Genomic DNA, 13,915 nt, shown 5'->3' with positions numbered 1-13,915 from the left:
CGGCGCACAGGTGAGCGCCCTTGCTTCATCTACCGTGCGCCCACCTCGACCGTGTCGCTGATCGAATGCTTCGGCTCGGGCGACAGGGTCCGCGACAGCGTCTCGAATGTGCCACCGTCGATCCGGATTTCATTGAACGCCGGCGGCGACGACCGAAGACGCTTCGACAAGGTTCCTGCGCCGATCATCCGCACCGTCCGATTACCACACTGAACCGCTTTATCGAAAGGATCGTGAACGTGGCCTGACAGCACGGCATGGACGCCCGCGTCCGCAAAGGCGGCGAGCGCCTTGTCGCCGTTGCGCGTCTTCGCGGTGCCGCGCGTCCCGCCCTCGATCAGCGGGTGATGGCCGGCAACGAAAATCAGATTGCCGTTCGGCGCTGCTTTCACGAGGCGCAACGCATCTTCCAGTGCATCGGAACTCACGTGACCTTTCGACCAGTTCCAGCGCCATTGCGCGCGCGCCGTGGTCTTCAGCGGTACGATCGAGACTCCCGGCAGATCGAGCGGCTTCTCGATCAGCCGCTCAGCGGCACCGTAGCGTTTGTAGGGGCTGAACAAGCGGCGCAGCGGATCCCAATAATAAGGGATGTCGTGATTGCCGACCTCGATCGTCACCGGCACGCCGAGCGACATCAGCCATTTCCCGCCGGCATCGAACTCGCGCGGCTTAGCGCGCATGGTGAGGTCGCCGGTCATGATAACGGCGTCGGGCGCCTCATCCGCGACACAGCGGGCAAACCAATCGAGGGCTTTCGGATCTTCCGCGCCGAAATGCACATCACTGACGTGAAACAGTTTCATCAACACGCAAACGCGCTGCCCGCCAGAAGGTTCGCAGGCAAGCTCGCGCGCGACCGCGCGATCACATGCGCCGGTGCTTGCCGCCGTAATGCGAGCCGATGTAGCCACCGATGCGGGCCATTTCGTCGGCCGCATTGCGCGCCGCCTCGGCACAGCAGGGGAATGGATCGCGTTCGGCCTGGCTGGCGCGCATGGCGACACGCTCGCACAGGGTTTCAATATCGGCGCGGGTCAACACGTTCTTTTCGCGAAGCAAGCAAAGCAAGCTCTGCAAGATCACCAGTGTTTCGTCGCCCGTGCGCTCTTGCGGCATCATCGGCTCTCTCCTCTTCCTATCTACGGAAGAGTATCCGAATCGTTCCGACTTGCAAGGCCGTGGTTTTCCTAGTTGAGCCCGCCACCCAGTGAGCGGTAAAGCTCCACAAGATTGCTGCCGCGGGCAAGTCGCGCCTGAATCAATTGCTGCTGTGCAGCATAAGCCGTGCGCTGTGCGTCGAGAGACACAAGGAACGAGTCGACGCCTGCCCGGTAGCGCGCCTCAGACAGTCGAGCTGCAACATTTGCGGCGTTCGCGCGGGCATTTTGCGCCGCCACTTGCTCATCGATCGTGCCGCGCTGGGCAAGCGCATCGGCAACTTCGCGAAAGGCAGTTTGCACCGCGCGCTCGTACGTCGCCACCGCCACTTGCTGCGACGCCTTGGCATAATCGAGGTTGGCCGCGTTTCGCCCGCCGTCGAACAGCGGCAGACCGATCGTCGGGGCGGCGTTGTAGGTAAAGCTGCCGCCGGCAAACAGCCCGGACAGCGCGGTCGAGATAGTGCCAATGGTAGCCGTCAGCGAGATGCGCGGGAAAAAGGCCGCGCGCGCTGCGCCAATGTTGGCATTCTCCGCGATCAATTGGTGTTCCGCGCGCAACACGTCGGGGCGGCGCAGCAGCACGTCAGACGACACGTCGCCGGGGATGGCGTCGCGTGTCAGCGGCGCGGCACCGAGCCCCTGCGGCAACATCGCCTGGGGGACAGTGGTGCCGACGAGCAGGTTCAGTGCGTTCTGGTCTTGCGCCAGACGGGTCTGCAGAACGGCGATATCGTTGCGTGCGGCCTGATAGTTCGTCTCCGCCTGGCGCGCCGCCAGTTCGGAGGCGATGCCGATGCGGAACTGCGCGCGGGTCAGCTCGAGCGATTGCTCGAATGCCTTCAGCGTCTCGCGGCTGACCCGCAGTTGCTCCTGGTCCGAAGCCATGGTCAGCCACGCCGTCGCGATCTCCGCGATCAGGCTGATCCGCGCTGACCGTTGCGCTTCCTCCGAGGCGAAATATTGCTCAAGCGCCGCCTGCGACAAATCACGGACGCGGCCAAACAAGTCCAGCTCGAACGCGGAAAAGCCGGCGTTGACCGAGTAGAATTCGAGGTTCGACGAAGCGCCACCTGCGCCAACGGCGCCTCCAGTCCCTGCCCCCGCACCGGCCCCCGCTCCTGCGCCTGCGCCTGCGCCTGCGCCTGCTGCTCCACCGCCACCGAAGATGTTGTTGGTATAGGTACCGGAGCCGGAAATGCTGGTGTTCGGGACGCGGTTTGCTCGTTCAACGCGATATTGCGCGCGTGCCTGCAAGACGTTTCCGGCGGCGATCCGAAGGTCACGATTGTTCGCCAGACCCGTCTCGATCACCTCACGAAGACGTTGATCGAGGAAGAAATCACGCCAGCCGATCCGGCTGACATCGGGCGCATCGCTTGGCGCCGACGGATAGACGCCACCTTGCGGGAGTGCCGAGGGTACGGCACCGATCGGCCGGTCATATTTGGGCGCCAGATTACACCCCGCCAGCGCAGTCGCGGCGACCAGCGCGGCGAGAACGGAACGGCTGCTCATGTCGATCATGCTCCTTGCGGCGCGACCGGATGGTCGCCCGCGCCGTCAGCGTCCCGCGGTTCGGCGGGCAACGGCTCGTAATTGTTCGTGTTCTGATCGCCGCCTTCGTCCTTACCGTGACCGAACAGGCGTGACACCACGACAAAGAACATCGGCACCAGGAAGATCGCGAGCACGGTCGCCGACAACATGCCACCCACCACCGATCGGCCGATGGCGTTCTGACCGCCCGCCCCTGCGCCGGTCGAGATAGCGAGCGGCAGCACGCCGAAGACGAACGCAAGGCTCGTCATCAGGATCGGTCGCAGTCGCAACCGCGCCGCCTCCACGGCCGCATCGAACGGCCGCATGCCCTCCGCAATCCGTTCTTCGGCGAACTCCACGATCAGGATCGCGTTCTTCGCCGCCACGCCGATCGTCGTGATCAGACCGACCTGCAGGTAGATGTCGTTGTTCAGCCCGGTCAGCGTTGCGGCGAGCAGCGCGCCGACGACGCCAAGCGGCACCACCAGCATCACGGCGATCGGCACGGACCAGCTTTCGTACAACGCCGCCAGGCAGAGGAAGACGATCAGCAGCGACAAGGCGTAGAGCGCCGGCGCCTGGCCGCCCGAGAGGCGCTCTTCGTAGGACAGCCCGGTCCATTGCAGCGCCGTGCCCGGCGGCAGCTTGGCGTGCATCTCCTCGATCGCCTCCATCGCGCCGCCGGTGCTGACGCCAGCACCGGGCGAGCCTTGGAGCTGCATCGCCGGCTGCCCATTGTATCTGGTCAGCTGGACGGGCGCATTGGCCCAGGAAATGGTGGAGAATGCCGTGAACGGCACCATCTGCCCGTCCGCGCCGCGAACATAGAAACTGGCGAGATCCTCGGGCCGCAGCCGGTACGGCGTATCAGCCTGCAGATAGACGCGCTTCACGCGGCCGCGATCGATGAAGTCGTTCACATAGGCGCCGCCCCATGCCGTCGCGATCGTCGAATTGATGGACGCGAGATCGAGCCCGAGCGCGCGCGCCTTGTCCTGATCGATATCGACCTTCAGCTGCGGCGCATCCTCAAGGCTCAGCGGCCGCACCTGTGCGACACGCGGATCCTGCGCGGCCATGCCGAGCAGCATATTGCGCGCCTGCGTCAGCCGTTCGTGACCGATGCCGGCCGTGTCGACCAGCTGCACGTCGAAGCCGGTGGCGTTGCCAAGTTCCTGAACGGCGGGCGGCACCAGCGCGAAGATCATGCCGTCCTTGTATTGCGAGAAAACACCCATGGCGCGGCCGGCGATCGACTGTGCCTTGTTCTCCTCGCCTTCGCGTTCGTCCCACGGCTTCAGGCTGACAAAGGCCAAGCCGGCATTCTGCCCCTGACCGGAAAAGCTGAAACCGTTGATCGTGAACACCGACGCGACGCTGGGATCGCTCAGGAAGTGATTGCGGATCAGATCGAGGCCCTTGTCGGTTCGCGCGGAGGTGGCGCCTGCCGGCCCCTGGACGAGCGCGATCACCGTTCCCTGATCTTCGTCGGGCAGGAAGGCGCTGGGCAGGCGCATGAACAGGAACGCCATGCCTGCGACGATCAGCACATATACCAGCATGGATCGCTTCCAGCTCCGTGCGGTGCGCTTCACGCCCTTCTCGTACCGGTTCGTGCCCTTTTCGAACGTCGCGTTGAACCAGCGGAAGAAGCGCGCGACTATGCCATTGCCCTCGCGCTGCTTGGGATCGTGCCGCTTCAGGATGGTCGCGCACAAAGCCGGGGTGAGGATAAGCGCGACGAGCACCGACAGGACCATCGCCGATACGATGGTGATCGAGAACTGCCGGTAGATCACGCCGGTCGATCCGCCGAAGAACGCCATCGGCAGGAACACCGCCGACAGCACCATGCCGATGCCGACCAGCGCGCTGGAAATCTCGTCCATCGACTTTCGTGCGGCGTCCTTGGGGCTGAGCCCCTCGTCGACGATGAGTCGCTCGACGTTCTCCACCACCACAATCGCGTCATCCACCAGCAAGCCGATGGCAAGCACCATGCCGAACAGCGTCAGCGTGTTGATCGAGTAGCCGGCGACCGCCATCACGGCGAACGTGCCCAGCAGAACGACCGGAACGGCGATCGTCGGGATGATCGTGGCGCGCCAGTTCTGCAGGAACAGGAACATGACGAGAAAGACGAGCACGACCGCTTCGACCAGCGTGTGGACGACCTGCTCGACCGACAGCCGCACAAACGGGGTCGTATCGAACGGATAGACGACTTTGACGTCGGACGGCAGCTCCTTGGCGATCGATTCCACTTCCGCCTTTACCGCATCAACGGTCGCCAGCGCATTCGCCCCCGCTGCCAATCGCACGCCGAAACCTGCCGCCGGCTTGCCGTTATACTTGCTGTCGAAGCCGTAGCTCTCCGAGCCAAGCTCCACACGCGCGACGTCGCGAAGCCGAACGACGGCGCCGTCCACGCTGGTCTTCAGGCGAATGGCACCGAATTGCTCGGGCGTTTGCAGACGCGATTGCACCGAGACGGTAGCGTTCAGCATCTGCTCGGCGGGCGCCGGCTGCGCACCGATCTGCCCGGCCGAAACCTGCGCATTCTGCGCGCGTACCGCCGCCGACACATCGTCGATCGTCAGCTGGAAGTTGTTCAGCTTAAGCGGATCGACCCAGATGCGCATGGCGTATTGCGAGCCGAAGACCTGCAACTCGCCAACGCCCGTCACGCGGCTGACCGGGTCGCGCATCCGCGCAACCACCATATCCGCAAGGTCGGTCGCGTCGTGCGACCCGTCGGCCGAGTAGAGGCCGACGATCACAAGGAAGCTGGCGGCGGACTTCTGCACCTGAATGCCCTGCTGCTGCACTTCCTGCGGCAGCAGCGGCGTGGCGGCCTGGAGCTTATTCTGCACCTGCACCTGCGCGATGTCAGGATCGGTGCCCTGCTCAAAGGTCAAGGTGATGGTGAGCACGCCGGCCGACGACGACGAGGCCGAAAAGTACCGTAGATTGTCGATGCCGCGCAGTTGCTGCTCGATGATCTGCGTGGTGGTCCGCTCGAGCGTTTCGGCGTCGGCGCCGGGATAGGTCGCGGTGATCGAAACCGCCGGCGGTGCGATCTGTGGAAATTGCGCCACGGGAAGCGAGCGGATCGCGATCACGCCCGCCAGCATCATGACGATCGCGATCACCCATGCGAAGATGGGTCGATCGATGAAAAAGCGTGCCATGTTGCCTTACTTCGCTTGCGCCGGAGCGCCCTGCGCCCCCTGCCCCGGCGCGCCGGGCTGCTGAGGCTTCGCATTGGGGTTCCACGGCTGCGGCGTGACCGGCATGCCCGGGCGAAGCATGCCGCCGCCTTCCACGATCACGCGATCGCCTGCCTTGAGCCCCGCGGTGACCAGCCAGTTCTCACCGATCGTGCGCGGCGCGGTAAGCACGCGCTGTTCGACCTTGTTCCCCTTGCCCACGACCATGACCGTCGGCTGGCCCTTTTCGTCGCGCTGAACGGCACGTTGCGGCACGAGCAGCGCGTCGGGCTCGGTGCCCTCCACCAGCTCGGCGCGAACGTACATTCCCGGCAAGAGCAGGCTGCGCGGATTTTCGAAGATCGCACGAATGGTCTGAGTGCCAGTTGCAGGGTCGACGGTCACGTCCGCGAACTGCAGCGTCCCCTCCGTCGGATAGATCGACCCGTCCTCAAGCCGCAGGCGGACACGTGCGGCACCACCGCCGCGCGACAGATCGCCTGCCGCGATCTGCTGCCGCAGCCGAAGCAGGTCTGTGCTCGATTGCGGCACATCGACGTAGATCGGATCGAGCCGCTGGATCGTCGTCAGCGGCGTCGCCTGGCCAGAGGTGACCAGCGCGCCGGTGGTTGCCGATGCGCGCCCGATCCGGCCTGAAATCGGCGCGCGAACGGTGGTGCGCTCCAGATCGATCTGCGCGGTGCGAAGCGCCGCCTGCTGCGCGGCGACATCCGCCTGCGCCTGCTGTGCGGCGGTGATAGAATTCTCATATTCCTGGCGGGAGATCGCGTTGATCTTCACCAGTTCGCCGTAGCGCCGCTGAAGCGCAGCGCTGGAGGCGATGGCGGCGCGCGCACGCGCCAGCGCAGCGCGCGCGCTCGCCACCGCCGCGCGGTATGGCTGCGGATCGATGCGATACAGCGCCTGACCGCGGCGGACCTGATCCCCTTCGCGGAACAGCCGCTCCTGGATCAGGCCATTCACCTGCGGGCGCACTTCCGACGTTTCGTACGGGGTCGTCCGGCCGGGAAGAGTCGTCGTCAGCGTCACGGCCTGCGGCTGAACGGTGACAAAGCCGACCTGCGGCGGGCCGGCCTGCTGCTCCGCTTGCTGCGCCTTTTCGTCCTGACCGCCACATGCGGACACAGAAGCCAGCAGGAACGCCGAAAACGCGACCCTCTTGAATGACATATGGTTCTCTGCGATAAGTGAGTGATCGTTCACTCACATTTGCTGCTACTGCGAACAACGGGTGTCGTCAAGCAGGGGAGAAGGATCATCGAGAGGAGCTGCACCGCTCCAGCGGACCGACGTATCGGGCGGGCGAACGCGCGACGTGAGAACTTGATCCAGGCTGCGCGGGCGGCTTTTTCGGCGCATGGTTTTCATGGGACGGGCGTGGCGCAGATTGCGCAGGCGTCGGGGATCGCCGTGGGGCAGATCTATCGCGATTTCGCCAACAAGGAAGCGATCGTCGCGGCGATCGTCGAGCGCGATCTGGAAGAGTATCTGCACGAAAGCGGGCTGTGCGCAGCAGGTGCGACGGGCGACCCCGAAGCTGTGCGGCAGTGGATCCGCACCTTTGTCGCTTGCGAGAAGAAGCCCGATACCGGGCGACTGGTTGCCGAGATCATGGCGGAGTCTTCGCGCAACGAACGCGTCGCGGAGATTACGCGCAATCTGCAACAGCAATTGCGCCGAGAACTTACCGCGGCCCTGCAACTTCTGGTGCCGGTCAATACCGATCCCGAGCAGCTGGATCAGGTCGCGGAGATGATTCACACCATCTCGACCGGCGTTTTTCACCGCCGCGTAATCGATCCGGAGGACCCGGGCCCGGCCGTTATTGATACGCTGATGGCCTGTATCAACGCATCAATAGATCAGCTGCGGCCGCCCTCCGGAGAAAAACGGCCAGCCGTGCGCACGCTTACCGCTGCACCCTGATCCCGATCCACAAGGTACGCGGCGTGGCCCGCTCGATCACGCCGGCGCCGCTGATCCCCGCCTCGACCCGTTCGTCAAAGACGTTCTCGCCGCGCGCCTCCAAAGCGATCCCGCGCACGAGCGGCACCGCGAGATAGGCGTCCAGCGTCGTTGCTGGGGCAAGCGCGCGGCTGTTCTGATCGTCCTCGAACTGGCGGGCGATGTGCCGTGCCGTGGCGGACGCCGTCCAGCCCGATTGCTGCCACCCCAAGGTCCCCGACACCTGATCGAGCGGCGTTTGCGCCGGCCGAAGACCGTCAAGCGCGCTTGCGACTCCGGATGCCTCCACCTGCGGATCGACGTGGCTCCACGAGGCGAGCGCGAAGATCGGGCCGGAACGCCATTGCGCGTCGACCTCCAGCCCCGTCGACTCAATCGCATCGAGGTTCTGCCGGGCGCGATAGCTGCCCGCGACAAAGCCGACACCCGGGAACGTGCCGGGGCCGCTGCCCAAGGTTACATTGGAGATCGCATTCTTAAGCCGGTTCCAGAACACCGTTGCGCTGAGCGTCAGCGTACGCGTCGGCGTGATGGTGACGCCGCCATCGACGCCGGTCAGCCGCTCGGGCTCCAATGCCGCATTGGCGGCAGTGGCATCGGCTCCGACACGAAACGGTCGGTACAATTCGTTGAGCGTCGGCAAACGCCAGCCGCGATAGCCGCTCGCGCGAAAGGTCACCGCCTCGGCGGGGGCGAAGGCGGCGCCGACGCGGCCGGTCCATTCGGTGCCATGCCGGTCCGCAAACGCAGCATCGGTGAGCGACGCGCCGCTTGCCAGCGTATATTCGCGCAGCCGGCCATCGGTGATGCGCCAGCGATCGACGCGGCCGCCCAGCGTCAAGGTGAAGGCGCCTGCTTCCGCCGAACCGTCAACGAACAGGCCAGCGGTGCGCGTGCTGCCGCCGGCGATGCGCCGCCGGGTCGGCTGGCCGGCGACATAGGTGTAGTTCTCCTGCGTGCGCCCGGTGAGATCACGGATGTCGGCACCGATCCGCAGATCACGCCCCTCACCCACCGGCGGCACGATCTCGAACCGCGCGCCCAGCCCGGTTGCGGGCGTGTTGTACTGATCCAGCGCCTGCGAGACGCTCTTGCGATCGGCGGATACACTGGCGAATTGCGAGGCAAAGGCGCGCGTCTGGAGATAGGCGAGCGCCGAGAAGCCCCAATCGCCACGCCCGACCAGCCGAATGCTGGCGTCGGCACCTTCGCTGCGATTGGCAGTAAAGGCGGTGCCGCGATCGCGCGTATCGGTGAAGCCGCTGACATTGGCGTGCAGCTCGGTATCCGGCGCGACGCGCAGGACACCGCGAACGGCGGCCGATGCCTGCTCGAACGCGGCCGGGCGGTCAGCCGCCCCGCGAGACGCGGCAAGTGTGGGGACGAAGCCGTCGCCGCGGCTGTACGCTGCGGACGCGGTGGCAAAGCCCCCTTCCCTGACCAGCGCGCCGGAGCCTTGCGCGTCGACCGAGTCTCGGCTGCCGTAGGAGGCAGAACCGAGGAACGCCGGCTGGCCGGTCGGATCGGCGCTTTCGAGCTCAACCGTGCCTGCCAAGGCGCCCGGCCCGAAATAGCCGCTGCCGCCGCCGCGCGTCACGCGGATGCGGCCGATCCGATCGCTGGCATAAGCGGGAAATGGCACCCAGCCGCCGAAGGGATCGGCCTGCGGCACGCCATCGAGGACCAGCAGGGCGCGGCTCGACGCATTGCCGCCGATCCCGCGTAGCGAGATGCCCTGGCTGGTCGGGTTCGCCGAGCGCGAGTCGGAGCGGCGAAACTGCTGAAGGCCGGCAACGTCGGAGAGGATGGTCTCCAGCCGATCGCTGGCGTTCGCTCTGATCCGCGCGGCATCGATCGTTACCACGCTGGCGGCGCGATCACCCGGGCGATCGTCAAGGCCGCGCCCGGTGACGACGATGTCGGGCGCCGTTTGTGCGGCAACCGGCGCGGCGATCACCATGAAGCCGATTGCGCCGACACGGCCGATCACGCGCGAACCGCCCGTCACGGAAGCGAACTTACACCGATACACTTGCGACAATTCCTTCAGGCCACTGCCGGCTCGACCGCCGAGAGCGTGTCGGTGAAACGGCGACGCCACCAGATCACGTCTTCCTGGCAGACATTGTCGTACATCTTGCGCCAGCGCGCTTTCCGCTCGTCGAGCGGCATGGAAAGCGCCTGTTCGATGGCGTCTGCCATCTCATCGGGGCTGTAGGGATTGATGAGCAACGCCTGATCGAGCTGCTCGGCGGCGCCGGCGAACCGCGACAGGATAAGGACGCCGGGGTCCTCGGGATCCTGCGCCGCGACAAATTCCTTGGCGACAAGGTTCATGCCGTCACGCAGCGGGGTGACGAGGCCGACGCGCGCCGACCGGTAAACGCCGGCAAGAACATCGCGCGGCAGGCCGCGATTGACGTAGCGCAGTGGTACCCAGTCGATTTCCGCAAAGGCGCCGTTGATCCGCCCCGATAGCGCGTCGAGCGAGGCACGGATCTCCTGATAGCTCTGCACGGTTGCGCGCGAGGGCGGCGCGATCTGAAGCAGCGACACGTTCATCCGCGCGTCGGGCCGTGTTTCGAGGAAGCGCTGGTACCCGTGGAACCGCTCCTCGATCCCCTTGGAATAATCGAGCCGGTCGACGCCGACGATCAGATTGCGACCGTCGATGCTCTCCGCCATGCGGCTCAGCGTCTGCGCCGCGACCTCGCCATTGGCGCCGGCGATGAACTCGCGCGCGTCGATGCCGATCGGGCAGGCAATCGCCTTGATCGTGCGCCCGCCCACCGTGACCTCATCGTTCGGCCCGACCGTGCCGCCCATCTCGCGCTCGACGTAATCGTGGAAGGTTTCGAGCCACTCGCGCGTCTGGAAACCGATTACGTCATAGGCGAACAGCGCCTCCACCAGCCGCTTGTGCTCGGGCAGCGCGATCAGCAGCCTGGTGGGCGGCCACGGGATGTGGAGAAAGAAGCCGAGCCGGTTCTTCACGCCCTGCTGCCGCAGCAACCAGCCGAGCGGCACCATGTGATAATCGTGGACCCAGACCAAGTCGTCGGGCTCGATATGCGGGCTGATCACCTCGCTGAACAGGCGGTTCACGCGCTCGTAGCCGCCCTGGAAGTCGCGCTCGAACTCGGTCAGGCCGAGGCGATAATGGAACAGCGGCCAGAGCGTGCGATTGGCGTAGCCGTCGTAATATTCCTCCACGTCCTGTTCGGGGAGGTCGATCGTCGCCGATGTGACGCCATCATAGGTTTCGAAGCGCAGATCGCGACCGTTGCCCGTTTCGCCGGACCAGCCGAACCAGACGCCATCCGCCTCGCGCAGCGCCGCCGTCAGTGCCACGGCGAGCCCGCCCTGCGCGCTGGGCTGTTCGGCAGTGGGCGCCGATACGCGGTTCGAGATGACGATCAGGCGGCTCATCGTATCGCGCTCCATGGTTTGCTGAGCAGGACGGCACAGTTGATCACGCCGACCAGCGAATAGGTTTGCGGGTAATTGCCCCACAATTCGCCCGTGACGGGATCGATGTCCTCCGACAGAAGGCCGGCCGGGGTGCAGCGCGACAGCATCTCTTCGAACAATTCGCGCGCATCGGCATCGCGACCGGTGAAATGCAGCGCCTCGATCAGCCAGAAGGTGCACACGTTGAAGGCGGTGTGCGGCAGGCCGAAATCGTCCTCGGTGGCGTAACGCAGCATGTGCGAGCCGCGCCGCAGCCCACCCTCCACGGCGTCCAGCGTCGACTGAAAGCGCGGATCGTCGGGTGCGAGGAAGCGCAGGTCGAGCAATTGCAGCAGGCTGGCGTCGAGATCGTCGCCGCCGAACGTGGCGGACAGGCGCTGCGTCTCGGGGCGCCAGGCGGCTTCCTCGATCCGCGTGCGCATCTGGTCCGCACGGTCGCGCCAGAAGATCTCGCGTTCGAACAGGCCGAGCACCTGCGCGGCATTGGCGAGCCGATCGCACGCCGCCCAGCACATCGCCGCCGAATAGGTGTGCACATGGCTCTTGGTGCGCAGCTCCCACAGGCCGGCGTCGGGCTTGTCGAACTTTTCCCAGGCGCGCTCGCCGACCGGCTCCAGCGCCTCGAAGTCTTCCACGCCGGCGACGCGCAGCAGGCGGTGATCGAAGAACGCCTGGGCGTTGGAGAGCACGATCTGGCCGTAGGCGTCGTGCTGGATCTGCTCATACGCCTGGTTGCCGACACGCACCGGCCCCATGCCGCGATAGCCGTTCAGCGCGGGCGCCTCGCGCTCGACCAATGTCGCCTCTCCGCCGACGCCGTAGAGCGGCTGGATGTGGCCGTTTTCGGCATTGTCGACGATGTTGCGGAGGTATTCGAGATAGCTTTCGAGCACGTCGAGCGCGCCCAGGCGATTGAGCGCCTGCACGGTGTAATAGGCGTCGCGCACCCAGCAGTAGCGGTAATCCCAGTTGCGCTGCGAGCCGGCGTGTTCGGGGATCGAGGTGGTGAGCGCGGCGACGATCGCGCCGGTTTCCTCGTGCTGGCACAGCTTCAGCGTGATGGCGGAGCGGATCACCGCCTCCTGCCATTCGTGCGGGGTGGCGAGGCTGCGCGACCAATATTGCCATTCCTCGACCGTGCGATCGAGCATGTTCTCCAGCGACATGCCGATGTCGTCGGCGAAGCTCTCGTCCGGGCCGAGGAAGAAATAGAGCGGGCGCTCGACGCGGAACATGCGCTCGTCCTCGATCCAGCCGACCGGCGCGGTGGTGGACAAGCGCATGACGCCGTTGTCGAGGAGGTAGCGGATGTGGTTCGAGCCGCGCGTCGTCTGGGCCAGCCGCTCGCCCCAATTGGTGGCGGGGCGCAGGCGCACGCGCACGCGCGGGTTGCCCGCCACCGGCCGCACGATGCGGACATAGGCGACCGGGCGGTATTTGCGCCCGTTGCGCGCAAAGCGCGGGCAGAAATCGATCACCTCGATGGCGTTGCCACGATCGTCCTCGTGCCGGGTGACGAGGATGGGCGTGTTGCGGATATATCGCTGCGTCGTCTCGCGCTTGCTGTCGATGTCGATTTCCCAGAAACCGAACGCATCGTCGCCGGCGGGCGGCTTATCGTCGAGCAGCGAGCAAAAGGTCGGGTCGCCATCGACGCGCGGCAGGCAGCCCCAGACAAAGCGGCCGGCGCGGTCGACCAGCGCGGAGACCTGGCAATTGCCGATCGGCCAGAGATCCATCGTCGCGGTCATGCCATCTTCCCCAACCAGGCGCGTACCGCCGCCACATCGTCCAGCCGACACGAGGCCGCCGTATCGCGCATCGGGCCGACCAGGACGCCCTTGCCGTTCATTCCTTCCACCGCGGCGAAGCCCGCCTCGTCGGTCACATCGTCACCGGCGAACACGGGCACGCTGCCGGCGAACCCCTCATGCTCGAGCAATGCTGCAATGCCGCTCCCCTTGTCGTGGCCGCCGGTCCGCAGCTCGACCATCATCTTTCCTTCCTGCAGGACCAGATCGTCCGTGCCGGCAAACCGCTCCGCCACCTGCAGCGCCTCCGCGGCGCGGCCGGGTGCCATGCGATAATGCGCTGCGACGCCCAGAGATTTCACCTCGATCACTACCCCCTCGTCACCGGCGAACGCCGCGCGAAACGCCTGCTCCGCCTCGTCCAAGGCGGCCGGGCGATACTGCGCGATCTGTTCGCCGCGAAGCGCCAGCTCCGCGCCATGGCTGCCGACCACCGACAGCCCAGGAACCGCCTCTCCCAAGAAGGCGTGGATCTGGGCCACCGATCGTCCACTCACTAAGGCGACACGACCATCAAAGGTTCCCATCAGCCGTTGGAGCACGTCGACCAGCGCCGCATCCACCACCACCGCGTCGGGCCGGTCCACCAGATCGACCAGCGTGCCGTCGAAATCCAGGAGGAGGGCGTGCCCCGTTGCGGTGAGCACGGGTGGCGGCGGAAGCGTGAAAGCCATGGTCATGCGGCGCCTCTAGCGCCCCTTCCCGCGCGCGTCAGCGCCCGACATGCTGGTGCCGC

The 13,915-nt window shown here is 65.9% G+C and carries 10 protein-coding genes; 1 reads left to right on the top strand and 9 read right to left on the bottom strand.

Annotated elements, in window-relative coordinates:
• Nucleotides 1-29: 29 nt before the first annotated feature.
• The 5 genes from SPDO_RS01800 to SPDO_RS01780 form a co-directional block, all read right to left on the bottom strand.
• Entirely contained in the window at nucleotides 30-809 is a 780-nt protein-coding gene (locus SPDO_RS01800) for a metallophosphoesterase family protein (RefSeq protein ID WP_088365731.1), read from the bottom strand.
• Between the two features lie 58 nt (nucleotides 810-867).
• On the bottom strand, nucleotides 868-1,122 hold the full coding sequence (locus SPDO_RS01795) for a hypothetical protein (protein WP_088365730.1): 255 nt from the start codon (nucleotides 1,120-1,122) through the stop codon (nucleotides 868-870).
• Nucleotides 1,123-1,190: 68 nt separating this feature from the next.
• A complete protein-coding gene (locus SPDO_RS01790) occupies nucleotides 1,191-2,678 on the bottom strand; it encodes an efflux transporter outer membrane subunit (protein ID WP_425441907.1) in 1,488 nt (495 codons plus the stop codon).
• A gap of 5 nt (nucleotides 2,679-2,683) precedes the next feature.
• On the bottom strand, nucleotides 2,684-5,893 hold the full coding sequence (locus SPDO_RS01785) for an efflux RND transporter permease subunit (RefSeq protein WP_088365728.1): 3,210 nt from the start codon (nucleotides 5,891-5,893) through the stop codon (nucleotides 2,684-2,686).
• A 6-nt stretch (nucleotides 5,894-5,899) separates the two neighbouring features.
• The gene (locus SPDO_RS01780; protein ID WP_088365727.1) at nucleotides 5,900-7,102 is read right to left on the bottom strand and encodes an efflux RND transporter periplasmic adaptor subunit; all 1,203 of its coding nucleotides are present in this window, start codon (nucleotides 7,100-7,102) and stop codon (nucleotides 5,900-5,902) included.
• A 153-nt stretch (nucleotides 7,103-7,255) separates the two neighbouring features.
• On the opposite strand from SPDO_RS01780, the gene SPDO_RS01775 reads away from it, so the two are divergent.
• Nucleotides 7,256-7,858: a TetR/AcrR family transcriptional regulator gene (locus tag SPDO_RS01775; protein ID WP_158212131.1), complete on the top strand. Its 603-nt coding sequence runs from the start codon at nucleotides 7,256-7,258 to the stop codon at nucleotides 7,856-7,858.
• On the opposite strand, the gene SPDO_RS01770 is transcribed toward SPDO_RS01775, so the two are convergent.
• The 4 genes from SPDO_RS01770 to otsB form a co-directional block, all read right to left on the bottom strand.
• Entirely contained in the window at nucleotides 7,842-9,857 is a 2,016-nt protein-coding gene (locus tag SPDO_RS01770; protein ID WP_088366314.1) for a TonB-dependent receptor, read from the bottom strand. The two genes, SPDO_RS01775 and SPDO_RS01770, sit on opposite strands and share 17 nt — an antisense overlap.
• A gap of 86 nt (nucleotides 9,858-9,943) precedes the next feature.
• Nucleotides 9,944-11,326 carry an alpha,alpha-trehalose-phosphate synthase (UDP-forming) gene (locus tag SPDO_RS01765; RefSeq protein WP_088366313.1) on the bottom strand — a complete coding sequence of 461 codons (1,383 nt, stop codon included), beginning with the start codon at nucleotides 11,324-11,326 and terminating at the stop codon, nucleotides 9,944-9,946.
• Nucleotides 11,323-13,119 carry a glycoside hydrolase family 15 protein gene (locus tag SPDO_RS01760; protein WP_088365725.1) on the bottom strand — a complete coding sequence of 599 codons (1,797 nt, stop codon included), beginning with the start codon at nucleotides 13,117-13,119 and terminating at the stop codon, nucleotides 11,323-11,325. The genes SPDO_RS01765 and SPDO_RS01760 overlap by 4 nt, the downstream gene beginning before the upstream one ends.
• Nucleotides 13,116-13,859, bottom strand: coding sequence for a trehalose-phosphatase (otsB, locus tag SPDO_RS01755; protein WP_245828987.1), 744 nt, complete (start codon nucleotides 13,857-13,859; stop codon nucleotides 13,116-13,118). The genes SPDO_RS01760 and otsB overlap by 4 nt, the downstream gene beginning before the upstream one ends.
• Nucleotides 13,860-13,915: the final 56 nt, after the last annotated feature.

The organism is Sphingomonas dokdonensis (assembly GCF_002197685.1).
GTDB lineage: Bacteria > Pseudomonadota > Alphaproteobacteria > Sphingomonadales > Sphingomonadaceae > Sphingomonas > Sphingomonas dokdonensis.
This window is presented reverse-complemented; position numbering and strand designations above follow the sequence as displayed.

What these genes read in the sequence shown, in the direction of transcription:
- SPDO_RS01760 (WP_088365725.1), bottom strand. Translation starts at nt 13,119, where the DNA reads ATGACCGCGACGATGGATCTCTGGCCGATCGGCAATTGCCAGGTCTCC.
- SPDO_RS01765 (WP_088366313.1), bottom strand. Translation starts at nt 11,326, where the DNA reads ATGAGCCGCCTGATCGTCATCTCGAACCGCGTATCGGCGCCCACTGCC.
- SPDO_RS01790 (WP_425441907.1), bottom strand. Translation starts at nt 2,678, where the DNA reads ATGAGCAGCCGTTCCGTTCTCGCCGCGCTGGTCGCCGCGACTGCGCTG.
- otsB (WP_245828987.1), bottom strand. Translation starts at nt 13,859, where the DNA reads ATGACCATGGCTTTCACGCTTCCGCCGCCACCCGTGCTCACCGCAACG.
- SPDO_RS01780 (WP_088365727.1), bottom strand. Translation starts at nt 7,102, where the DNA reads ATGTCATTCAAGAGGGTCGCGTTTTCGGCGTTCCTGCTGGCTTCTGTG.
- SPDO_RS01795 (WP_088365730.1), bottom strand. Translation starts at nt 1,122, where the DNA reads ATGATGCCGCAAGAGCGCACGGGCGACGAAACACTGGTGATCTTGCAG.
- SPDO_RS01770 (WP_088366314.1), bottom strand. Translation starts at nt 9,857, where the DNA reads ATGGTGATCGCCGCGCCGGTTGCCGCACAAACGGCGCCCGACATCGTC.
- SPDO_RS01785 (WP_088365728.1), bottom strand. Translation starts at nt 5,893, where the DNA reads ATGGCACGCTTTTTCATCGATCGACCCATCTTCGCATGGGTGATCGCG.